Raw genomic sequence first — 21676 nt, 5'->3', positions numbered from 1 at the left:
AAAACAAGGAGCCATCCGGCCGTGTGGGAAACCTTGATCGCAACCCATGATCTGGGCCGGCTTCAAACACTGGCGGCGATTCTGATTCGCTACGGCTTCGGCGATCTGGTTCGTCGATTGGGATTGGAGCAGGCCTTGGCCCGGGTGGGCAAGGTCTTGCCACTGAATCGCCTCGACGAATTGGTGGCGCTGCCGCCCCACATCCGGGTGCGTCGGGCGCTGGAGGAAATGGGCCCCAGTTTCGTCAAGCTGGGGCAGGTCCTGGCGACGCGCGTCGACCTGTTTCCGCCGGAATGGATTGGCGAGTTCAGCAGGCTGCAGAACGCCGCGCCATCGGTCGCCTTCGAAGCCATCCACGCTGAAATGACCCAGGCGCTGGGCCGTGCCCCGGAATCGGCTTTCCTCTGGCTCGATCCGGAGCCGCTGGCGGCCGCCTCGATCGCTCAGGTTCACCGCGCTCGTCTCCATGACGGGCGCGAAGTCGTGGCGAAGGTTCGGCGCCCAGGCATTCGCCCCGTGATCGAGGCCGATCTGAGGCTGCTGCAGTACGCGGCGAGCACGGCCGAAAAGAAGTTTCCGGAGCTGCGCCGCTTCCACCCGGTCGGAGTGCTGCGACAGTTTCGTGCCTCGTTGCTGCGCGAACTCGACCTGGCCGCGGAGTGCCGACACGCCGAGCGCATCGCCGCAAGCTTTGCCGAAGACGAGCAGATCGTCGTGCCTTCCGTGCACTGGTCATTCACCAGCGAGCGGATGAACGTCCAGGACTTCGTCGATGGCATTCCGGTAGCCGATATCGCGGCATTGGATGCGGCCGGGCTGGATCGCAAGCAGATCGCGCGTAGCGGGGCGCGGGCGGTACTGAAGATGATGTTGGAAGATGGCTTCTTCCATGCCGATCCCCATCCAGGCAATGTCTTCGTGCTGCCCGAGGGGCGATTGGCGATCATAGACTTCGGGATGGTTGGGCGGCTGTCGCCCGCGCGCCGCGCCGAAGTCGTGAGCTTGTTGTTCGGATTGGTCGAGCACGATTCAGAGCGGGTTACCGAGGTGCTGCTCGAGTGGACCCAGCAGGCGGATGTCGACGAGACGCAACTGGCCATCGACGTCGACGCGTTTGTCGATCATTACCACGGTGTGCCCCTGGGCCAGCTCGATCTGGCCGGCATGCTGCTGGACATCACGGCATTGCTGCGCGCGCACCGGCTGGCGCTGCCGGCCGACCTCGCGTTGCTGATCAAGGTCTGCCTGACGCTGGAAGGACTGGGGCGCAGCCTTGATCCGGACTTTGACATGGCGCGCCAAGCGCAAGCCTTTCTGCGCAGTGCGATGGCCGCGCAAGTCGGTCCTCGGGCGATGGCGCGACGCAGCGCGCGTGCTTTAGCCGACGCAGCGGGCTTGTTGGCTGCGCTGCCGCAGGAGCTACGCCGGCTGTTGCGTGCGGTACGCGGCGGCAATGCGCGCCTGCACCTGCAAATGGAGCATCTGCCAGAGTTCAGTCGCCAGGTCAGTCACTCGGCCAATCGCCTGGCGGGTAGCCTGGTGATCGCCGCGCTGATCGTCGGCTCGTCGATCGCCATGACGGTGAAGGGCGGCCCGACGCTGCTGGGGCTGCCGTTCTTCGGCCTGCTTGGCTTCATCGGCGCATCAATCGCAGGCATTTGGCTGTTGTGGTCCATACTTCGCAGCGGTGGCGGGCGCTAGGGGGCGCTGGTCCAACGAAAGTTCGGCTTCCGCGCCACCCTGAGGATAGCGGCGCGGCAAGGCCGGCTGAGCTCCGGTCGCGCCGTAGCCCGGCGCCGGCGGGCATTGGTTTCCCCGGCCGCGGCCGATCGCGCGCCATTGCCGCAGCGTCGTGCGCAGCGGCAGCAACAAGCGGCGGTAGAACCACGACACCACGCGTCGCGACGGCGGCACGCGGCGCGCCAGGCCTTCCTCGATGGTGTACACGCACGGCGGGCAGGTGCCGCATGGGCGCCCGCGCAGGGGCGCGTGGCAAAACCATGTCAGCTCCATGAGTTCGCCCCAGCCCGCGGCGTCCGCTGCGCGGTCGATGCCGACCTTGTCGATATGAAACAACGGAAAGCTGAAGGAGGCGAACAAGGTATGTTCCGCCGAACCCGTGTGCGCCCGATCCACGCGCATGCTGCGATAGCCGGCCGGGTGCGCGAACTCCTCCGCGTATCCACGCAGCAAGGCCTGCACCTTGTCGTCCACGTGCACGCACAGTTCCAGATCGGGCAGGGCCTGCTGCCGGCAGAATGCGGGCAGCCACGCATACTGGCTGCCGAGGTAGCTGCGGCGGCGGATCTCGCGCAAGGCGGCGGCGATGTCGGAATCGATCGGAATCTTCTCCACCGCGAATCGGCGCAGCGGTTGCAGCAAGGCGCGAGTGTACGGGTGCGATTCGTGCAGGGCGGCGGTGATGCGTTCCATTGTCTGGATTTCGCGCTGCGTCGAGGCGCGCGTGGGATCTTCCAGGTAGTACGGCGCCACCTCGACGCGATGCTGCAGCAGTAATTGCAACAGCCGGAAAGTCGAGTCCCAGCCGCCGGTCCACAGCAGATCGACGCGCGAAGGCGTGCGGATGTCGTGCGCGGATGTCATCGTCGGTCGCGTGCTTGAACGATGTTGTGCAGAGCCTGAGGCTCGCACGTCGCGAGCGAGGAAAGATGAATCGCGAGTGTGATTTATGAACGTGAATGCGTGCGCGATGTGAAGCATGCGTTATCAAGCCTGCGTCGAATATCGGAATTTCGCCCGGATCGCACGAAATCGAGACATGCGGGTCAAAGCGATGTGAACTTTTTCATCGTTTCCAGCAGGTATGCTCGGTCGGTGTCCATTTCCTTTAACGCTGGATCGCGACGACGCCGCGATCGGCTCAACGGGTAGAGTGCATGTCTTTGGAAAGCAGCTTCCACACGCGCGCGGCTTCCTCTTCTCCGGGCATCGCGACGCATGCCGGCGCTTGGGACCGGGAAACCTTCTGGGCTTTCGCCGATCGGGCCAAGGAAGCCACCGAAGCCTTGGCCGAGCAGAAGATGAAAGCGCTCGTCCACATGCCGGTCGACACCCTGCGGCAGTTCTGCACGCAGTACCGCTTCTTCACCATCGACTACATCAGCGACCTCGCGCTGTTGCTGGCCAAGCTGCCCTTCGGCGGGCTGCGCAGCCTGCTCAGCCAGATCCTGTCGGAGGAGCTGGGCGAAGGCGACGCCGCGCGCGCGCACCCTGAAGTCTACGACCGTTTCCTCGCCAGCATCGGCGTGCCGCGCGAGCGGATCGATATCGCTCTTCCGGCGAACCGCGCGATCCTTGGCGGTCTCACCGAAGAGTTGCGCAAGCGCGGCCCCGCCTTCGGCGTGGGCCTTCGCGGCATGGGCGGCGAATGCCTGTGCCAGACCTACCTTTCGGTGATGTTCGAGCACCTGCGCGTGCATCCGTACATGCGCGAGAACGCCGATCGCATCGACTGGGAGTTCTGGACCATCCATACCGGCGAGGAAGACATCGTCCATGGCGAGCTGACGCGCGCGGCTATCGATGCCTACATTCGCGAAGATGCCTCGGTGTTGCCCGAACTGGCGCAAGGCTACGAGCGCAGCATCACCGCCTGGAACCAGTTCTGGGAGAACATCTTCGACGCGTGCGCGCCGCAGCGCAGGGCGGCCTCGTGAGCGCGATCACCCAGTTCCATCTGGCCTTCCCGGTGCGGGACCTGGACGAAGCGCGCCATTTCTATGGCGAGCTGATCGGCTGCCCGCAAGGTCGCAGCGACGTGTCGTACCAGGACTTCGATTTCTTCGGCCATCACCTGGTGGCGCATATCGCGCCGGACGGCAAGCCCTTGCAGGTCGGGCGCTTCGACGGCGAGGCGGTGCCGGTCCCGCACTTCGGCATGAACCTGGATCGTCAGGCCTGGGAGGCGCTGGCCCGCCGTCTCACCGATGCCGGCATCGAGTTCCACGAAGAACCGCACCTGCGCCTGAAAGGAAAGCCGGGTCAGCACGTGACGATGTTCTTCTTCGATCCGTCGGGCAACGCGCTGGAGTTCAAGTCCTTCGACGACCCCGAACAGACCTTCATCCCGTAAAGGACGCCCCATGCGCGAGGCAAGCGTGCACGACGCCGGCACGACGCAGCGCCGGGACCTGCCATCGTCTTCATCGGCCATGCGCGACGACCGCGCGCATGTGCTGCACTCGTGGTCGGCCGCGCGCGCGAACGATCCGATCGTCGTGACCGGCGCATCCGGCGCCCACTTCCAGGACGAGAGCGGCCACCGCTATCTGGATTTCTCCAGCCAGTTGGTCAACGTCAACGTGGGGCATCAGCATCCCAGGCTGATCGCCGCCATCCAGGCGCAGGCCGCGACGCTGTGCACCATCGCGCCCTACCACGCGAATGCGGCGACGAGCGAGGCGGGTCGATTGATCGCGGAAGTCGCGCCGGGCGATCTCAACCGCGTGTTCTTCACCAACGGCGGCGCCGAGGCGGTGGAGAACGCGATCCGCATGGCGCGCCTGCACACCGGGCGGCACAAGGTGCTCAGCGCGTACCGCAGCTATCACGGCGCCACTGCCGGGGCGATCGCCGCCAGCGGCGACCCGCGCCGCTGGCCGTCCGAGCCCGGCGCGCCGGGCATCGTGCGTTTCCGGGGGCCGTACGCGTACCGCTCGGCCTTCCATTCGGCCGACGACAGCCAGGAGTGCGAGCGCGCACTCGAACACCTGGCCGACACGATCGCGCTGGAGGGCCCGCGCGGCATCGCGGCGATCCTGCTGGAAAGCGTGATCGGCGGAAACGGGGTGCTGGTGCCGCCGGACGGTTACCTGCGCGGCGTGCGCGAGCTGTGCGATGCGCACGGCATCGTGATGATCGCCGACGAGGTGATGGTCGGCTTCGGCCGTTGCGGGGCGTGGTTCGCGATCGATCGCTGGAACGTCGTGCCCGACCTGATCGCCTTCGCCAAGGGCGTCAACTCCGGCTACGTGCCGCTGGGCGGCGTGATCATGAGCCAGGCGATCAGCGAGAGTTTCACCCAGCGCCCCTACGCCGGCGGTCTGACCTACTCTGGCCACCCGCTCGCATGCGCGGCGGCGGTGGCCTGCATCGGCATCTACCGCGACGAAGGCTTGATCGAGCGTTCCCGCACGGTCGGCGAGACCGTGCTGGGCCCCGCATTGCATGCGATGCGGCAACGGCATCCGTCCGTGGGCGAGGTGCGCGGGCTGGGCATGTTGTGGGCGCTGGAACTGGTGCGCGATCGCGGCACGCGCGAACCCCTGGTCCCGTTCAATGCCAGCGGCGAAGCGAACGCGCCGATGGCCGCGCTGGCGAAGGAATGCAAACGCCTCGGCCTGTGGCCCCTGCCGATGGGCAACCGCCTGCACATCGCGCCGCCGCTGAACATCGCCGAGGACGAAATGCGCGAGGGGCTGTCGATCATCGACGAAGCGCTGCACGTCGCGGATCGGTATTGCGCCTGAAACGTCGCCGGTTCCAGCGGATCACGGAAACGCAAAAGCCCCGGCGAGCCGGGGCTTTCGTGTCTGGAATGAATGGTGGAGCGGAGGAGGATCGAACTCCCGACCTTCGCATTGCGAACGCGACGCTCTCCCAGCTGAGCTACCGCCCCACGTAGGTTAAAAGTGTAGCGGCCCGGTGGCGGGGGCGCTAGTCCTGGGCCGCCAGCAGCGGGGCCAGGCCGGGTTCCAGGGCGGCGCGGCGCCAGCCGGAGAGGGCGTCGGGCCAGTCGCCGTGGTCGAGCAGGGATTCCAGCCAGCGCCGCGAGGCGAGCACGCCGTCGGGCAGGCCGAGTTCGGCGCTGCGCGCGGCGACCGCGTCCTGTAGCTTGCGCAGGCGCTGTTTGTCGCGGGTTTCGCCGACCGAGGCGTCGGGGGCCTGGTCTTCGTCGTCCAGCGGCGTGCTCAGGGCGGTCCAGACCGCGTCGCCCAGCTTGCGCGGGGCTTTCGGGTGGGCGTCGAGCTGCGCCTGCAGCAGGTCGCGGTCGGCCGGGTTGGAGCGGGCGATCGCGACGGCGAGCTCGTTGTCCAGGATCCAACTGCGCGGGCGGTCGTGGTCGCGCGCGTAGGCGTCGCGCCAGCGCAGCAGGCGCAGCAGGCGGCGCTGGGCGTGACGGTCGAGGAACTGGGCGCTGCGCATGTTCAGATGCGGCCAGCGTTCCAGGCCTTCGTGTTCGGCGTTGTGGACGGTGCGCTGGGCGTCCTCGGCCAGCCAGTCGCGGCGGCCGAGCAGGCCGAGCTGGCCGTCGAGCGCGTCGTGCATGGCGAACAGGTGGCGCACGTCGTCGGCGGCGTATTCCAGCTGCGCGGGCGAGAGCGGGCGGCGCAGCCAGTCCGAGCGCGTCTCGCCCTTGGCCAGGGTCACGCCGGTGAGCTGCTCGACCAGCTTCTGGTAGCCCAGCCCGCCGCCGATGCCGGCCAGCGCGGCGGCCTGCTGGGTGTCGAACAGCGGTTTGGGCACGACCTTGCAGGCATGCATGAAGGCGACCAGGTCTTCGCTGGCGCTGTGCATGATCTTGAGGATGGCGGTGTCGGCCAGGATCGGCGCCAGCGCCTGCGCCATGCCGGGCTTGAGCGGATCGACCAGCAGGATCTCGTCGCCGACCGCGATCTGCACCAGCGCCAGCTGCGGCCAGTAGGTGCGCTCGCGAATGAACTCGGTGTCCAGGCCGATGCGCTCGGGCCGGGAGGCGAAATATTCCTGCACAGCGGCAGGCTGGGAGATCCAAATGGGCATGGTGATCTGAACGTGTGCGGGACGATGCGGCGGTGCCGGCGCGACGAAGTTGCCGCGGCGGGCGACAATAGCCTACTTTCGCCCGGTCCGGGCCCGCGCCGTCGGCGCCGGTCCGGGGCGGTCCCGTCGAATCGCCGGTAAATCGCCGGATAACGCCGCGGAGGACGTTTGCGCGCACAGATATGGGCAGGTTTGGCGTTGGCGGTGCTGCTCGCGGCGTGCACGCGCGAGCCGGCTGCGCCTGCGACGCCGAACCCGGCCGCCGGGCGCACGCCGATCGTGACCATCAGCGCCGACCAAGCGGTGTCGCCGGTGCCGGCCTGGCGGCCGCCCGCGATCGCGGTGGATGAGGGCAACGCCAAGGCGCTCAAGGCCCGCGCCGACGCCGCGCTGGCGGCCGGCGACCTGTATGCGGGCGCCGAATCGGCGATCCCGCTGTATTACGCGCTGCTGCAGTACGCGCCCAACGACGCCAAGCTGGCGGCCGGCTTCGAGCGCGCGCTGGCCATGCTGATCGTGCAGGGCGACCAGGCCCTGTCCGAGATCGACGACGATCCGCTGCGCCTGCGCGGCGCGCACGAGGCCGCGGCGGTGGCGCGCGCGGTGGCGCCGGAGAACAAGAAGGTCGATGCCTACCTGCAGCGCGTCGACCGCGCCGACCAGGCCCAGGAGGCCAATCGCCTGGGCGAGGGCGAGCTCAACGCCGGACGCATCGGCGAGGACGGCAAGGGCGGGGCGCTGGGCTATTTCCGCGAGGCGCTGGCGCTGCGCGCCGGCGACGTGCGCGCCAGTCAGGGCATCGCCGCGGCCGAGAGCGCCCTGATCCGGCGCGCCGAGGTCGCCGCCGACCGCGACGATTACGCCGGCGCCGATCGTTGGCTGGCGCTGGCGGCGCAGGTGCGGCCGAAGATGAGCACCGCCGCCGATGCCCAGGGCCGGATCGCCACCCAGCGCGCCGCGCGCGTAGGCCGGCTGCGCGATCTTGGCCTGGCCGCGCTGCCGCGCCCGCGCGGGATCGAGGAGGCGCGCGTGCTGCTGGCGAACCTGCTGCGGATCGCGCCGGCCGGCGATCCGGCCGCGGTCGAGCTGCGCGAGCGCATCGAGCTGGCCACCCACTACGGCCTGTTCCGCCCCGGCCAGGCCTTCACCGAGGCCATGCACAGCGGCGGCCGCGGGCCGACCATGGTGGTGATCCCGCACGGCGCGTTCCGCATGGGCGCCGAGGCCGAGGAGGCCGGCTCCAGCGACGCCGAGCGCCCGACCCGCAACATCCGCTTCGACCGTGGCCTGGCGGTGTCGCGCACCGAGATCACGGTCGGCGAGTTCCGCCGCTTCATGAACGCGACCAAGCACCGCGCGCGCGCCAGCCGGCGCGGCTATTCCACCGCTTACGACGAGCGCAGCGGCAACCTGGTCCGGCGCGGCAACGTCGATTGGCAGTCCGACTACGCCGGCGCCCGCGCTGGCGACGATCTGCCGGTGGTGCACGTCAGCGCCAAGGACGCGATGGCCTACGCGGCCTGGCTGTCCAAGCAGACCGGCCACCACTACCGGCTGCCCAGCGAGGCCGAGTTCGAATACATGCTGCGCGCCGGCAGCGCCCAGCCCTATCCCTGGGGCGAGGGCGCACCGCTGACCCGGGTCGGCAACCTGACCGGCGCGCTGGACGCGTCGCCGACCGGGCGGCGCTGGAACAACGCCTTCGCCGGCTATGCCGACAACGCCTGGGGGCCGGCACCGGTGGGGCGCTACCGCCCCAATGCCTTCGGGCTGCACGACATCGCCGGCAACGTCAGCGAGTGGGTCGGCGATTGCTGGCACGACAACTACCGGCGCGCGCCGCGCAACGGCGAGGCCTGGGTCAACCCGGGCTGTCGGACGCGGGTGCTGCGCGGCGGCTCCTGGGCCAGCTCGCCGGCGCAGACGCGGTCGGCCTGGCGCCAGGGCAGCGACGCCGACACCACCAGCGCGCGGATCGGCTTCCGCGTGGTGCGCGATATCTGACACGATGGGCGCCAGGCGGACGCGGCGTCCGCCCGGGGCCGGGACCACCGGCGCGGACGGCAAGACCAGGGCAGGGCGGAGGACTTCAGATGCGGATCGACCCCTTCGGTAACGCGCAACAGCGCCAGGGCGGCCAGCGCCGCGGCTTCGGCGGCATCCGCTGGTGGATCCTGATCCTGTTCGCGGGCTACGCGGCCTGGTCCTGGTTCGGCAGCGCCCAGACCGATCCCTATACCGGCGAGCAGGCGCACTACGGCGCCAGCGCCGACGAGGAAGTGCAGCTGGGCACGCAGGCCTTCCAGCAGGTGCTGGGCGACGCCAGCCAGCAGGGCGCGCTGGTGCCGCCCGACAACCAGGTCAGCAAGCAGGTGCGCGAGATCGCGCAGCGCCTGATCAACCGCGTGCCGCAGGTCACCGCCGACCTGGCCGCGCAGCATCAGCAGCAGGCGCCGACCGACTACCAGGGTTTCAAGTGGGACGTGGCGGTCATCAATTCCAAGGAGGCCAACGCCTTCTGTCTGCCCGGCGGCAAGATGGCGGTGTACACCGGCCTGCTGCCGATCGCCGAGAACGAAAGCGCGCTGGCGGTGGTGATGGGCCACGAGATCGCGCACGCCCTGCTGCGCCACGGCTCGCAGCGCATGGCCCAGCAGAAGCTGGTGCAGATGGGGCAGATGGCCGCGGGCGTGGCACTGGGCGGCATGGATCCGCAGCAGCAACAGGCGGTGATGGGCGCGCTCGGGGCCGGCGCGCAGTACGGTTTCGTGCTGCCCTACGGGCGCAATCACGAGACCCAGGCCGATCAGGTCGGCCTGATGCTGGCCGCGGCCGCGTGCTACGACCCGCGCCAGGCGATTCCGCTGTGGCAGCGCATGGAGCAGTTGGGCGGCGGGCAGCGCCCGCCGGAGTTCGCCTCCACGCATCCGGATCCGGCCAATCGCATCCAGGTGCTGCAGTCGCTGATGCCGCAGGCCGAGGCTTATTACCAGAAGTATTGCGCGGGTCAGCCGCCGCTGAAATGAGGCGGGGCGGGCGCCGCCGCGCCGCCGCGCGCATGGGCCATTGCGACGGTGCGGTTGTCACCGCAGCCTACGGCCTCAGCGTCCTGTCGTAGGGTGTGGTGAGCCGATAGCTAACCGCACCATTGCGACGGTGCGGTTATCACCGCACCCTACGGTGCTGTTGCCTTGCTTTGCTTGGTCGGCCAGAAGGCCGACGATTTTCGTTTACTGCGCGCGGGTCATTTCCTCTGCCCCGGGCTTTTTGCAGGAGCGGCGCGAGCCGCGACCGAGAACTCCAGCCGCGTCATTGGTTTCGGGTTGAGCTTGCTTTCTGTGGGAGCGGCGTGAGCCGCGATCGCGAACTCCGGCTACTGCGCTGGCTTGGGTCTTACTGAGATTCGCTGACGTCGGATTTGCTTTGGATCAATGGCTTCCGCCCGCTGCGCGTGCGGGTCAATTCTCTCGCCCAGGCTCCCTGTAGGAGCGGCGCAAGCCGCGACCGCGAACTCGGGCTGCGTCGTTGGTTTCGGGTGAGCCGGCTTTCTGTGGGAGCGGCGTCCCACGGGGATTTCCTTCGGTCATAAGCCGGGATCGCGAACTCCGGTTATTGCGCGGACAGGGCGGTTGGGGGATCTGCTGTTGCCCTTGCTCTGCATGGTTGGCACGAAGGTCAATGGCTTCCGCCTGCTGCGCGTGCGGGGCACTTTCTCTCGTCAAGCTCCCTGTAGGAGCGGCGCAAGCCGCGACCGCGAACTCGGGCTGCGTCGTTGGTTCCGGGTGAGCTGGCTTTCTGTGGGAGCGGCGTGAGCCGCGATCGCGAACTCCGGCTACGGCGTTGGCCGGATGCGTCGGGAGATTCGCCGTTGCTTTTGCTCTGCATGGTTGGCACGAAGGTCAATGGCTTCCGCCCGCTGCGCGTGCGGGTCACTTTCTCTTGCTAGCCCAAGAGAAAGTAACCAAAGAGAAGGGCTAGTGTGACCAAACCTCCCCTGCGAGATCGGGGCTGGCGCCGGGATTTTTCGAATGGACGTCCCTGTCCATTCGAAAAACGGCGCGCGTCCTGCGCGCCGCCCTTCGGGTCTACGGTTGTTCGTGTGGGTGCGGGGTTTTTGGACTTCAATGCCGCGGCAACGGCAACGGCAACGGCAATGGCAACGGCAATGGCAACGGCAATGGCAAAGGTAACGGCAAAGGCAAAGGTAACGGCAAAGGCAAACGCAGCCCGTAGGGTGTGGTGAGCCGCAGGCGAACCGCACCATTGCCATCTGGGGGGGGCTGGCGTTGAATTGGGCGCCGCCGCGCTGCGGCAAAGCAAATCCCCTTCGATCCGCCTTTTTCAAAGGGGGAAGCGGCGCGCGGAGGGTGGCTGGCGCGCGATTCCGATCGTCGCCGGCGCGATGATCGCCGCGCCTTACCGCGTACCCCGCGAGGCGAGCGGCCGCGCGGGTACGGGTGCCGCGGCGCTCAGAAGCTCATGAACAAGCCGCCGTTCACCGGGATATTGGCGCCGGTGATGAAGCCGGCTTCTTCCGCGGTCAGGAACTCGACCGTGCGCGCGATCTCGCTGGGCTTGCCGAGGCGGCCGACCGGGACGCTGTCGACGATCTTGGCGCGGATGTCGTCGGGCACCGCCATCACCATCGCGGTTTCGCAGTAACCGGGCGATACCGAATTCACGGTCACGCCCTTGCGCGCGACTTCGCGCGCCAGCGCCATGGTAAAGCCGTGCATGCCGGCCTTGGCGGCGGAGTAGTTGGTCTGGCCGAACTGGCCGGTCTGGCCGTTGACCGAGCTGATGTTGACGATGCGGCCGAAGCCGCGTTCGGCCATGCCGTCGACGGCGTGGCGGCACAGGTTGAACACGCCGTCCAGGTTGACGCCCAGCACTTCGTCCCACTGGCGCTTGTCCATCTTGCGCAGGCTGGTGTCGCGGGTGATGCCGGCGGCGTTGACCAGGATGTCGATCGTGCCTTCCTCGCGATGGATGCGCTCGACGGTGCCGGCGCAGTCGTCGTAGTCGGCGACGTTGGCCGCCTCGAAGCGCACGTCCAGGCCGCGCACTTCTTCGCGGAAGGCGGCGATGCGCTCCTCGCGCGAGGCCAGGTCGATCGCGATCACGCGCCGGCCGGCGCGCGCCAAGGTCTTGCAGATCTCGCTGCCGAGACCGCCGATGCCGCCGCTGACGACGGCGATACGTTTGCTCATTGGTGTCCCCCTGCGCCGGCGCGGGCCGGCTACGCGCACGCTCCGGCGTCGCGCGCGGGAGCGCGCGAGCCGTCGCGGCCGGTGATCGTTGCGCGGCTCAACGCTCGCGCTTGGTGTCGCCCTTAGGCTTGCCGGCGCCGGAGGCCGGGCTCTGGCCGACGCTGCCGGACAGGTTCTGCTGGAATTCCTTCCACAGGGTCAGGTTGCGCTCGGTGAGCTGGTTCATCATCGCCCACGGGGTCTGGCCGAGCATGCCGCCGACCTGGTTGCGGAACTGCGCCTGCTGATCCAGGAACACCTGCATCGAGCGTTCCAGGTAGTTGCCCATGAAGCCCTGCAGCGAGTCGCCGTAGAAACGGATGATCTGGCTGAGCAGCTGGGTCGAGAGCACCGGTTCGCCGTCCTGTTCGTGCTCGGCGATGATCTGCAGCAGCACCTGGCGGGTCAGGTCGTCGCCGGAACGGGCGTCGCGGACCTCGAACTCCTCGCCGTCGACGATCAGCTGTCGGACGTCCTCGATGGTGATGTAGCTGGAGATCTCGGTGTCGTACAGACGGCGGTTCGGGTACTTCTTGATGACTCGGGTCGAGGCCATGGAGCTTTGGCTCTAAAATCGTGGTGCCTTGCAGCATGGCGCAGCCGGAGGGGGCTTGCAACAGGCAGGGGCGGACCCCGGCGGGAGGCCGAGCCGCGGGGGCAAGAAGCGGTGGAAACGATGTGCCGTCGGTGCCGGCTGCGCGGCGGCCGCTGCGGGCCACCGGCATCGATGCGATCCGGACGGGCGCCGCCGGCGCCCGCGGTCGGGAACGCCGCGCCGGCCGGCGCGGCGCGCGCGGGCTTTACCAGCCCATGTACTGGCCGCCGTTGGCGGACAGGTTGGCGCCGGTGATCCAGCCGGCCTCGTCGGGGATGAAGAAGCCGACCGCGTAGGCGATTTCCTCGGGGTTGCCCAGGCGCCCGGTCGGGATCTGCGCGACGATCTTGTTGCGCACCTCTTCGGGCACCGCCATGACCATGTCGGTGGCGATGTAGCCGGGCGAGACGGTGTTGACGGTGATGCCGAACTTCGCGTTCTCCTGCGCCAGCGAAATCGTGAAGCCGTGCATGCCGGCCTTGGCGGCGGCGTAGTTGGCCTGGCCGTACTGGCCCTTCTGGCCGTTGATCGAGCTGATCTGCACGATCCGGCCCCACTTGCGCTCGCGCATGCCCTCGATCACCGGACGGGTGACGTTGAAGCAGGAGTTGAGGTTGGTGCCGATCACGTCGGTCCACTGCTGCGGGCTCATGCGGTGGAAGGTCGAGTCGCGAGTGATGCCGGCGTTGTTGACCAGGATGTCGACCGGGCCGAGCTGGCCTTCGATGTTGCGCACCAGCGCTTCGGCCTGTTCGGGGGAGGAGACGTCGCCCTGCGCGATCGCCACGTCGATGCCGAGTCCTTTCATCTGCGCCTGCCAGGCGCGTCCTTTGGCCTCGTCGCGGTAATTGGTCGCGACCCGATGGCCCATCTGGGCCAGGCGTTGGACGATCGAGGTGCCGATGCCACCGGTACCGCCGGTGACCAGTGCGACGCGTGACTGCATGTCTTCCTCTCCACGGCCGCGACGGTGCGGCCCCGTCCCGATTCTAGTCAGCAATTATGAAATCGCCGTTGTGCATCGCGGCGAGCGAAACGCTGGGTGTGGACGCGATGCGACCGGGGTCGAAGCAGGCCTGTGCGCGGGTGAGCAATTGTGGCACCGAGTCGGCGCCAGCGAGGGCGTCGGCGGATTGGCCCAGCGCGCGCCAGGCCGCGCGCAGCGCGGGCAGGGGGTGCTGCGGATCGACCGGCAGGGCGGCGTCTGATTTGGACAGCTTGCGGCCGTCGCTGCCCAACACCAGCGGCAGGTGGGCGTAGTTCGGGGTGGGCAAGCCGAGCGCGCATTGCAGCAGGATCTGGCGCGGCGTCGAATCGAGCAGGTCGGCGCCGCGGACCACATCGGTGATGCCCTGTTCGGCGTCGTCCACCACCACCGCGAGTTGGTAGGCCCAATAGCCGTCGGCGCGGCGCAGCACCACATCGCCGACCTCGCGGGCGACGTCCTGCGACTGCGCGCCGCGGATGCGGTCGTGGAACGCGACCACGCTGCCGTCGGGCACGCGCAGGCGGATCGCGGGCGCCCGCCCGGGGCGCTCGGACGCGGCCACGCAGCGGCGGTGGATGCCGCCGGCGGCGGCCAGGTCGCTGCGGCTGCAATGGCAGGCAAAGGCCAGCCCGCGTCCGAGCAGGTCGTCGAGCGCGGCCCGGTAGCGGTCGCCGCGTTGGCTCTGGCGCAGCACCGGTTCGTCGGACTCCAGGCCGAAGGCGGCCAGCGCGCGCAACTGGCGATCGGCCGCGCCGGCGACTTCGCGTGGCGGATCCAGGTCTTCCACGCGCACCAGCCATGCGCCCTGCGCGTGCCGCGCCAGCAGCCAGCTGCCGAACGCGGCCAGCAGCGAGCCGAAATGCAGCTCGCCGGTGGGCGAGGGCGCGAAACGGCCGCGGTAGCCGGTGGCGGAAGGCGTGGACAAGGGCGTGCGGGCGGCTTGGACGTAGGGCGAGGGTGTGCGGCGGGGCGGAGCGCGGGGCGGAAGCGGCGCGTGCATGCCGGCTAAACCGACTCGCTGCGCAAAGCCGCGCGCGCCTGGGTTTCACTTGAATTAACGCCGAGCCTGCCACATTTTGTTCCGGACCGCGCACGGTGCGCGGGTACGGTTTACCTAAACGACCATGTTCAAGCGAATCGCTCTGTTCCTAGCCACCAACCTGGCCGTCCTCGCCCTGCTGAGCATCATCCTGGCGGTGCTGCAATCGATGGGGATACGCGTCGGCAACAACGGCACCCTGCTGATCATGGCCACCCTGTTCGGCTTCGGCGGCTCGTTCATTTCGCTGCTGGTCTCCAAGTGGATGGCCAAGCGCAGCACCGGCGCGCACGTGATCGAGCAGCCGCGCAACGAAGCCGAGCAGTGGCTGGTGAATACGGTGCGCCGCCAGGCCGAAGCGGCCGGCATCGGCATGCCCGAAGTCGCCATCTACGACGCGCCCGAGATCAACGCCTTCGCCACCGGCGCCAACCGCAACAATGCGCTGGTCGCGGTGTCGACCGGCCTGCTGCGTTCGATGAGCCGCGACGAGGCCGAGGCGGTGCTCGGCCACGAGGTCAGCCACGTCGCCAACGGCGACATGGTCACCATGGCCCTGGTCCAGGGCGTGCTCAATACCTTCGTGATCGTGCTGGCGCGCCTGGTCGGCCGGGTGATCGACGGTTACCTGGGCGGCAGCCGCGACGGCAGCCCGGGCCTGGGCTACTACGCGATCGTGTTCGTGCTCGACCTGGTGTTCGGCCTGTTCGCCAGCATGATCGCGATGTGGTTCTCGCGTTACCGCGAGTTCCGCGCCGACGCCGGTGGCGCGCGCCTGGCCGGCCGCGACAAGATGATCGGCGCCCTGGAGCGCCTGTCCCTGACCTACGGCGAAAGCACCCTGCCCAAACAGGTGCAGGCCTTCGGCATCAGCGGCGCGGTCGGCCACGGCCTGTCCAAGCTGCTGCGCAGCCATCCGCCGCTGGAAGAGCGCATCACCGCGCTGCGCAATGCGCCGGCCGAGCCGATGCGCGGCTCGGTGGTGGCGCGCTGATCGAGCGCGGTCGCCGGATAGAGGAGAAAGCCCGCCGATCGGCGGGCTTTTTCTTTGGGGGGCGGGCAAGTCGCGGTCGGCAGGCCGCCGGGTGGTCGATCGCGACTTACGTCGCTCCCACAGGGAGCGGGCCTGGGCGAGAGCGAGGCCTCTGCCTTCGGCGGAGGCTGGATGTTGACACATACCAACTATTTGGTATGTTTGATCCATGTCCAGGCCGACCAAGCAATCGCCCGAGCGCGGCGGCGCCCGTATCCGGCTCCTGGAGGCGGCGCGGGACCTCATCCGCGCCCAGGGCTATGCCGCCACCACGGTCGACGCCCTGTGCGCCGCCGCGGGCGTGACCAAGGGCGCCTTCTTCCATCACTTCGGCAGCAAGGACGCGCTGGGCCTGGCCGCGGCCGAGCACTGGGCCGAGACCACCACGGCCTTCTTCGCCGCCGCGCCCTACCACGCGCCGGCCGACGCCCTGGACCGGGTACTGGCCTATGTGGCCTTCCGCAAGGCCATCATCGAGGGCGAGCTGGCCGAGTTCACCTGCCTGGTCGGCACGCTGGCGCAGGAGGTCCACGCCAGCGCCCCCGAGATCCGCGACGCCTGCGGCCGCAGCATCTTCGGCCATACCGCCAGCCTGGAAGCCGACATCGAAACCGCGCGCCGGGATCGCGGCATCGCCACGCCCGATTGGAGCGCCGCCAGCCTGGCGCGCCACACTCAGGCCGTGATCCAGGGCGGCTTCGTGCTGGCCAAGGCCGGCAACGATCCCGCACTCGCGCGCGAGGCCCTGGATCACCTGGACCGCTACATCCGCCAGCTGTTCGGCGTCGCCGGGCAGCCCGCCGCATGAACGACGCCACGGCCCTGGCCTGCGCCTGCGGGCAGACGCGCCTGGAAGTGAGCGGGGCGCCGATCCTGGTTTCCGAATGCCTGTGCGACAGCTGCCGCGCGGCCGCCGCGCGCCTGGCGGCGCTGCCGGGCGCGCGCAGCATGCTCACGCCCTACGGCGCCACGCCCAGCGCGGAATACCGCAAGGACCGCGTCCGCTTCCTGTCCGGCGCGGCGCGCCTGGGCGAGTTCCGCCTGAGCGCAGGCGCCGGTTCGCGCCGGGTGGTCGCGACCTGCTGCAACACGCCGCTGTTCCTGGAGATGAAGGGCGCGCACTGGCTGAGCCTGTACTCGCACCTGTGGCCGGAGGCGACGCGACCGCGGCCGCAGCTGCGCACCATGGCCGGCGACCTGGCCGACGCCTCGCGGCTGCCGCAGGACATCCCGAACCTGAAGACCCACAGCCCGCGGTTCTACGCCAAGTTGCTGGCGGCCTGGATCGCGATGGGCTTGCGCAATCCGAAGATCGAAACAGGAGGCAAGGTCGATGCCTGAGGACAAGATCGAGATCGAGAACGTCGGTACGCCCGGCAGGACCGTGCGGGTGGACCGCGCCAAGTACACGGCGATGCGCCAGGCGCTGCTGTCCGTGCTGCCCAAGCGGGCGCCGGGCCTGACGGTCGCCAACGCGAAGCAGGCCTTGCTGCCGCTGCTGCCGGAGGCGCTGTTCCCGCAGGGCAAGACGGCGGGTTGGTGGCTGAAGGCGGTGCAGCTGGATCTGGAGGCCAAGGGCGTGGTGCGGCGCGCGGAGATCAAGCCGGTGCATCTGTACAGGCTGGTTTGAGGCTGTAGCGGCTTCGGATTCGGGCTCCACGGGGCGCAGTAGCAAATCCCCCTCGGTCCCCCTTTTTCAAAGGGGGAGGCAAAGCGGTGGCTGCACGAACTGTTCGTGATGAGCTTGTCGAGTGATGGGCTGCATTGCGCGGGGGCGCAGAAGCAAATCCCCCTCGGCCCCCCTTTTTCAAAGGGGAAGCAAAGCGGTGGCTGCACGAGCTGTTCGTGGTGAGCTTGTCGAGCGATGGGCTGCATTGCGCGGGGGCGCAGAAGCAAATCCCCCTCGGCCCCCCTTTTTCAAAGGGGGAGGGCAAAGCGGTGGCTACCGCCGTCGGTGCGAAGCACCACCGCCTTACTGGAAGTCGTAATCCATCTCCGGCCCCGCCGCGGCCAGGAAGTGGCCCTGGGCGTAGTCGATGCCGGCGGCGAACAGGAAGGACATGCTGGCCGCGTCCTGGACGAACTCGGCGATGGTCTGCTTGCCCAGCTCGCGCGCCTTGCCGGCGATCTCGCGGATGCGCTGCTGGTGGTCGACGTTGCTGGGCAGGTCTTCCATGAAGGCGCGGTCGATCTTGAGGAAGGACGCGTCGAAATGGCTGAGCATCTGGAACGAGTTCAGGCCCGAGCCGAACTGCTCCAGGCCCACGCGCACGCCGAAGCGCGAGACCCGCGCCTGGAATTCCTGCGCCGCGCGCAGGTGGGTGAAGACCTTGGACTCGGGCAACTGCAGCACCAGCAGGCGGCCTTCGGCGTTCTGCCGCGCCAGCTGCTCTTCGATGTGCTGGAGCAGGCTGTCGTCCTGCAGCGAGGCCTGGGTGATCTTGACCAACAGAGTGGTGCGCTTGCCGGCGCGCAGGCGTTCGCCGACGACCTGGATCGCCTTGCCGACCACCCAGCGGTCGATTTCCCACAGCAGCCCGTGTTCCTCGGCGATTTGCAGGAAGCTCAGCGGCTGCACCAGCTCGCCCGGCTCGCCCTGCATGCGCAGGTAGGCCTCGTACATCTCCATCGGTTCGCCGTGGAGATTGATCAGCGGCTGGTAGTTCATCAGGAAGCGGTCGGCGTCGAGCGCGTCGCGGATGCGCGTGACCCAGGCTTCGACGCGTTCGGACTCGGCGCGGTCGGCTGCGCCCGGATCGAACAGTTCGGTGCGGTTGCCGCCGACGCCGATGCTGGACAGCACGCACTGGCTGGCCTTGCCCAGCACCGCGGTGACGCTGGCGATCTTCTCGCCGATCTGCACGCCGCCGATGCTGACGGTGGTGTTGAGCGAGCGGCTGGGGGTTTCCAGCACGTGATCGGCGAAGGCGGTGCGCAGGCGGTCGGCCAGGGCCGAAGTCGCGTGGTAGTCGCAGTTGGGCGTCAGTACCGCGAACTGGTGCTCGGAGAAGCGCGCGGCGACGTCGTCGGGGCCGATCACGGTGCGCAGGCGCTCGCCGAACGCGGCGATCAGCTCGTCGGAGGCGTCCAGGCCGATTTCCTGCAGCAGGCGCGCGTAATGATCGGGTTCGATCAGCAGCAGGCCGTGGTGGGTGTTGTTCTGCGCTGCGTCGGACACCGCGTCTTCGAGCGCGCGCAGGAAGGTGGCGCGGTTGAGCAGGCCGGTGACCTGGTCGCGCTGGCGCAGGGCCTCGACCTCGCGCGCCAGTTCGGGATCGAATTCCTGGCGGCGCAGGATCACCTGCAGGCACTGCTCGCCTTCGTAGCTGGCCGGGGTGAATTCCATGACCGCGGCGAAATGGCTGCCGTCGAGCGCGCGCGCCTCGGTTTCGTAGCGCGGCGGCGGGGCCTCGCCCTTGGACAATTGCTTGAGCAGCTGCTTGAAGCCGTCGACCTGGCCCGGCGCGACCAGGTCCAGCAGCGACATGCCCTCGATCTCTTCGAAGGATTCGAAGCCGAAGATCTCCAGGTACGCCGTGTTGGCGCGGATGTGCATACCTTCGTGGATGTAGGCGATCGGCTCGCGCGAGGAATCGATCAGGGTGTCGCAGCGGCGCTCGGTCTCGCGCACCTGGGCCTCCAGGCGGCGCAGCGAGCGGCGCGCCTCGAGGTCGGCCCATTCGGCGCGGACCACATTTTGTACGTGGTCGGTGTGGCCGCGCAGGATCACGCTGCGCGCGCCCATCGACAACACTTCGAGCAGGCGGGTGTCGTCGACGTTGTCGAGCAGGACCAGCACCGGCAGGTCCTTGCCGGTGCTGTCGACCTGCTGCATGACCTTGGTCAGCGGCACGTTGCGCGCGTCGCGCGCGGCCAGCACCAGGTCGGGCTGCTGTTGCGAGACCAGCGTGGCCAGCTCGCTTTCGTTCTCGGGACGCGACGGCCGCACGGCGATGCCGCTGTTGCGCAGACCGCTGACGATGGCTTCCGCCGCCTCGACGCTGTCGTCGACGATAAGCAGGCGCAGCACCATGTCTTTGCCGAATTGCATTCACCACCTCCGTGGCCCGCGTTTATGACACGAAGGCCGGGCCGGAGTCCATGCGAACCGCGTTACAGCGGTCGCTTTCCGGGATCCCCGGCGATCTCGCGCACCAGTTTTGGAACCAGATAGCCAGAAAGCCGTGCGGCCAGCGCGCGATGCAGCGCGCGGGCGCGTTCGTCTTCGATTTCGAAGTGCGCAGCCCCCTGCACACGATCGAGTTGATGCAGATAGTACGGCAGGACGCCGGCACGGAAACCACGCTCGCTCAAATCTGCGAGCGCATCGACGCTATCGTTGACGCCGCGCAGCAGCACGGCCTGGTTGAGCAGGGTCGCGCCGGCCGCGCGCAGGCGGGCCAGGGCGGCGTCGACGGCCGGGGCGAACTCCTGGGCGTGGTTGGCGTGCAGCACCACCGTGACCGGCCAGGGCAGGGCGCCCAGCCAGTCCAGCAGCGGCGCGTCGACGCGCTCGGGCAGCACCACCGGCAGGCGGGTGTGGATGCGCAGGCGCTTGAGGTGGGGGACCGCGGCCAGGGCCTGGCTCAGCTCGGCCAGCTTGGGCGTGGCCAGCGACCAGGGGTCGCCGCCGGACAGGATCACCTCGTCGATCTCGGGATCGGCTGCGATCAGCCCGACCGCGCCGCGCCAGCCGGCCGCGGCCGCGGTTTCCTCGGCGTAGGGGAAGTGGCGGCGGAAGCAGTAGCGGCAGTGGATCGCGCAGCTGCCGGTGGTCACCAGCAGGGCGCGGCCGCGGTACTTGCGGATCACCCCGTCGCCGGCCTTGGCCAGGCCGTCGCCGACCGGGTCCAGGGCGTAGCCGGGCATGGGCCGCAGCTCCTGGTCCAGCGGCAGGACCTGGCGCAGCAGGGGGTCGTGCGGGTCGCCGCGGCGCATGCGGGCGACGAAGCCGCGCGGCACCCGCAGCGGGAACTGCGCCGCGGCCTCGTCCGAGACCCCGGCGGCGACGCCGTCCAGGCCCAGCAAGGCCAGCAGTTCGCGCGGGTCGCGCACCGCGTCGCGCCACAGCGCCTGCCAGCGCGCGGACGCGGCGGGCTGCGGGAGGGGCTGCGGCTGTATGGAGGCCGGGGCTGCGGGTATCATGCGGGGCTAGCTTGTATGGATCCGGTTTCGTGGGTCCGGCGCCCAGGGGTATCCCGGCACCGCTCCCGTTCGCGTCCCGCCCGGCCTTTCGGCGGCGGTGGCAGGCGCAGCCCGACATTCTAGCCTCCCGCCGCCGGTACGGCGGTCCCGACCCGTCGGGGCCGCGATCCCGCCGGCGCAACCGCCTCATTCTTACATTCGCAGGAGTTTCAGCATGGCCAGCTTGGGCATGAACGACGTCAAGACCGGACAGAAGATCCTGGTCAATAACGACCCGTGCATCATCACCGAGACCGAGTACGTCAAGCCGGGCAAGGGCCAGGCCTTCACCCGCATCAAGTACCGCAGCATCAAGTCGGGCCGCGTGGTCGAAATGACCATGAAGGCCACCGACAGCGTGGAACAGGCGGACGTGGTGGATACCGACATGCAGTACCTGTATTCCGACGGCGAGTACTGGCACTTCATGAACCAGGAATCCTTCGAGCAGGTCCAGTCCGACAAAGCCGGCATGGGCGGCGCGGAGAAGTGGCTCAAGGGCGAGGAAGAGTGCGTGGTGACGCTGTGGAACGGCGTGCCGATCGCGGTCCAGCCGCCGAACTTCGTCGAGCTCAAGATCACCGAGACCGACCCGGGCGTGCGCGGCGATACCTCGGGCGGCGGCGGCAAGCCGGCCACCCTGGAAACCGGCGCGGTGGTGCGCGTGCCGCTGTTCGTGGGCCAGGACGAAATCATCAAGGTCGACACGCGCTCGGGCGAGTACGTCAGCCGAGTGAAGTGACGCATCGGCCCGTGGCCGCAACGCGGCCACGGCTTTGCCGATGCGTCACCCCCGCGAAGGCGGGGGGTGAGGGCGTGCGCTTGC

Annotated in this window: 19 protein-coding genes and 1 tRNA gene; 11 read left to right on the top strand and 9 right to left on the bottom strand. The window is 68.8% G+C overall.

Annotation, left to right across the window (positions count from 1 at the left end; all coding sequences use genetic code 11):
* Positions 1–21: 21 nt before the first annotated feature.
* Positions 22–1701 carry an AarF/UbiB family protein gene (locus V1318_RS13600; protein WP_332940232.1) on the top strand — a complete coding sequence of 560 codons (1680 nt, stop codon included), beginning with the start codon at positions 22–24 and terminating at the stop codon, positions 1699–1701.
* Here V1318_RS13600 and V1318_RS13595 read toward each other — a convergent pair.
* Entirely contained in the window at positions 1645–2721 is a 1077-nt protein-coding gene (locus tag V1318_RS13595) for a hypothetical protein (RefSeq protein ID WP_332940231.1), read from the bottom strand. The genes V1318_RS13600 and V1318_RS13595 overlap by 57 nt on opposite strands.
* Positions 2722–2897: 176 nt before the next feature.
* Between V1318_RS13595 and V1318_RS13590 the strand changes: the two genes are divergently transcribed.
* Genes V1318_RS13590 through V1318_RS13580 form a run of 3 tightly spaced genes read left to right on the top strand, consistent with a single transcriptional unit; the run spans position 2898 to position 5489 of the window.
* Positions 2898–3677 carry an iron-containing redox enzyme family protein gene (locus tag V1318_RS13590; protein WP_332940230.1) on the top strand — a complete coding sequence of 260 codons (780 nt, stop codon included), beginning with the start codon at positions 2898–2900 and terminating at the stop codon, positions 3675–3677.
* A complete protein-coding gene (locus V1318_RS13585) occupies positions 3674–4093 on the top strand; it encodes a VOC family protein (RefSeq protein ID WP_332940229.1) in 420 nt (139 codons plus the stop codon). The genes V1318_RS13590 and V1318_RS13585 overlap by 4 nt, the downstream gene beginning before the upstream one ends.
* A 10-nt stretch (positions 4094–4103) precedes the next feature.
* The gene (locus V1318_RS13580; protein ID WP_332940228.1) at positions 4104–5489 is read left to right on the top strand and encodes an aspartate aminotransferase family protein; all 1386 of its coding nucleotides are present in this window, start codon (positions 4104–4106) and stop codon (positions 5487–5489) included.
* Positions 5490–5562: 73 nt separating this feature from the next.
* On the opposite strand, the gene V1318_RS13575 is transcribed toward V1318_RS13580, so the two are convergent.
* Positions 5563–5638: transfer RNA gene (locus tag V1318_RS13575), tRNA-Ala, on the bottom strand.
* A 38-nt stretch (positions 5639–5676) separates the two neighbouring features.
* Entirely contained in the window at positions 5677–6762 is a 1086-nt protein-coding gene (gene rnd / locus V1318_RS13570) for a ribonuclease D (RefSeq protein WP_332940227.1), read from the bottom strand.
* 168 nt (positions 6763–6930) lie between these two features.
* Between rnd and V1318_RS13565 the strand changes: the two genes are divergently transcribed.
* Together V1318_RS13565 and V1318_RS13560 are read left to right on the top strand one after the other, a co-directional pair.
* A complete protein-coding gene (locus tag V1318_RS13565; RefSeq protein ID WP_332940226.1) occupies positions 6931–8766 on the top strand; it encodes a formylglycine-generating enzyme family protein in 1836 nt (611 codons plus the stop codon).
* Between the two features lie 89 nt (positions 8767–8855).
* Positions 8856–9788, top strand: coding sequence for a M48 family metallopeptidase (locus V1318_RS13560; protein ID WP_332940225.1), 933 nt, complete (start codon positions 8856–8858; stop codon positions 9786–9788).
* 1443 nt (positions 9789–11231) lie between these two features.
* Here the strand turns inward: V1318_RS13560 and phbB (V1318_RS13555) are convergent.
* From phbB (V1318_RS13555) to gluQRS, 4 genes are all read right to left on the bottom strand, one after another.
* The gene (phbB, locus tag V1318_RS13555; RefSeq protein ID WP_332940224.1) at positions 11232–11972 is read right to left on the bottom strand and encodes an acetoacetyl-CoA reductase; all 741 of its coding nucleotides are present in this window, start codon (positions 11970–11972) and stop codon (positions 11232–11234) included.
* A gap of 97 nt (positions 11973–12069) precedes the next feature.
* Positions 12070–12567: a polyhydroxyalkanoate synthesis repressor PhaR gene (phaR, locus tag V1318_RS13550; RefSeq protein WP_332940223.1), complete on the bottom strand. Its 498-nt coding sequence runs from the start codon at positions 12565–12567 to the stop codon at positions 12070–12072.
* Positions 12568–12811: 244 nt separating this feature from the next.
* Complete coding sequence (gene phbB, locus V1318_RS13545; protein ID WP_332940222.1) at positions 12812–13552, bottom strand: acetoacetyl-CoA reductase; 741 nt, start codon at positions 13550–13552, stop codon at positions 12812–12814.
* Between the two features lie 43 nt (positions 13553–13595).
* A complete protein-coding gene (gene gluQRS / locus V1318_RS13540; RefSeq protein WP_332940221.1) occupies positions 13596–14519 on the bottom strand; it encodes a tRNA glutamyl-Q(34) synthetase GluQRS in 924 nt (307 codons plus the stop codon).
* Positions 14520–14718: 199 nt separating this feature from the next.
* On the opposite strand from gluQRS, the gene htpX reads away from it, so the two are divergent.
* The 4 genes from htpX to V1318_RS13520 all read left to right on the top strand — a co-directional run bounded on the left by htpX (position 14719) and on the right by V1318_RS13520 (position 17296).
* Complete coding sequence (htpX, locus tag V1318_RS13535) at positions 14719–15627, top strand: protease HtpX (RefSeq protein ID WP_332940220.1); 909 nt, start codon at positions 14719–14721, stop codon at positions 15625–15627.
* A 208-nt stretch (positions 15628–15835) separates the two neighbouring features.
* Positions 15836–16474 (top strand): TetR/AcrR family transcriptional regulator, encoded by a 639-nt coding sequence (locus tag V1318_RS13530; RefSeq protein ID WP_332940219.1) that lies wholly within the window; start codon positions 15836–15838, stop codon positions 16472–16474.
* On the top strand, positions 16471–17007 hold the full coding sequence (locus tag V1318_RS13525; RefSeq protein WP_332940218.1) for a hypothetical protein: 537 nt from the start codon (positions 16471–16473) through the stop codon (positions 17005–17007). Before V1318_RS13530 ends, V1318_RS13525 begins: the two co-directional genes overlap by 4 nt.
* A complete protein-coding gene (locus tag V1318_RS13520) occupies positions 17000–17296 on the top strand; it encodes a hypothetical protein (protein ID WP_332940217.1) in 297 nt (98 codons plus the stop codon). Before V1318_RS13525 ends, V1318_RS13520 begins: the two co-directional genes overlap by 8 nt.
* 342 nt (positions 17297–17638) lie before the next feature.
* Here the strand turns inward: V1318_RS13520 and V1318_RS13515 are convergent, their stop codons facing one another.
* Positions 17639–19717 carry an EAL domain-containing protein gene (locus V1318_RS13515; protein WP_332940216.1) on the bottom strand — a complete coding sequence of 693 codons (2079 nt, stop codon included), beginning with the start codon at positions 19715–19717 and terminating at the stop codon, positions 17639–17641.
* Between the two features lie 62 nt (positions 19718–19779).
* Entirely contained in the window at positions 19780–20811 is a 1032-nt protein-coding gene (epmB, locus tag V1318_RS13510; protein ID WP_332940215.1) for an EF-P beta-lysylation protein EpmB, read from the bottom strand.
* 214 nt (positions 20812–21025) lie between these two features.
* On the opposite strand from epmB, the gene efp reads away from it, so the two are divergent.
* Entirely contained in the window at positions 21026–21592 is a 567-nt protein-coding gene (efp, locus tag V1318_RS13505) for an elongation factor P (protein ID WP_091635119.1), read from the top strand.
* Positions 21593–21676: the final 84 nt, after the last annotated feature.

The organism is Lysobacter sp. CCNWLW3 (genome assembly GCF_036697405.1).
In the GTDB taxonomy this organism is placed as follows: domain Bacteria; phylum Pseudomonadota; class Gammaproteobacteria; order Xanthomonadales; family Xanthomonadaceae; genus Lysobacter.
The sequence above is the reverse complement of the archived record's forward strand: the minus strand, read 5'-3'. Positions and strand labels throughout refer to the sequence as shown.

Coding starts and splice junctions, on each gene's coding strand:
- V1318_RS13595 (WP_332940231.1), bottom strand. CDS start 2,721: ATGCTTCACATCGCGCACGCATTCACGTTCATAAATCACACTCGCGAT.
- V1318_RS13590 (WP_332940230.1), top strand. CDS start 2,898: ATGTCTTTGGAAAGCAGCTTCCACACGCGCGCGGCTTCCTCTTCTCCG.
- V1318_RS13580 (WP_332940228.1), top strand. CDS start 4,104: ATGCGCGAGGCAAGCGTGCACGACGCCGGCACGACGCAGCGCCGGGAC.
- rnd (WP_332940227.1), bottom strand. CDS start 6,762: ATGCCCATTTGGATCTCCCAGCCTGCCGCTGTGCAGGAATATTTCGCC.
- V1318_RS13560 (WP_332940225.1), top strand. CDS start 8,856: ATGCGGATCGACCCCTTCGGTAACGCGCAACAGCGCCAGGGCGGCCAG.
- phbB (WP_332940224.1), bottom strand. CDS start 11,972: ATGAGCAAACGTATCGCCGTCGTCAGCGGCGGCATCGGCGGTCTCGGC.
- phaR (WP_332940223.1), bottom strand. CDS start 12,567: ATGGCCTCGACCCGAGTCATCAAGAAGTACCCGAACCGCCGTCTGTAC.
- phbB (WP_332940222.1), bottom strand. CDS start 13,552: ATGCAGTCACGCGTCGCACTGGTCACCGGCGGTACCGGTGGCATCGGC.
- htpX (WP_332940220.1), top strand. CDS start 14,719: ATGTTCAAGCGAATCGCTCTGTTCCTAGCCACCAACCTGGCCGTCCTC.
- V1318_RS13530 (WP_332940219.1), top strand. CDS start 15,836: ATGTCCAGGCCGACCAAGCAATCGCCCGAGCGCGGCGGCGCCCGTATC.
- V1318_RS13525 (WP_332940218.1), top strand. CDS start 16,471: ATGAACGACGCCACGGCCCTGGCCTGCGCCTGCGGGCAGACGCGCCTG.
- V1318_RS13520 (WP_332940217.1), top strand. CDS start 17,000: ATGCCTGAGGACAAGATCGAGATCGAGAACGTCGGTACGCCCGGCAGG.
- V1318_RS13515 (WP_332940216.1), bottom strand. CDS start 19,717: ATGCAATTCGGCAAAGACATGGTGCTGCGCCTGCTTATCGTCGACGAC.
- epmB (WP_332940215.1), bottom strand. CDS start 20,811: ATGATACCCGCAGCCCCGGCCTCCATACAGCCGCAGCCCCTCCCGCAG.
- efp (WP_091635119.1), top strand. CDS start 21,026: ATGGCCAGCTTGGGCATGAACGACGTCAAGACCGGACAGAAGATCCTG.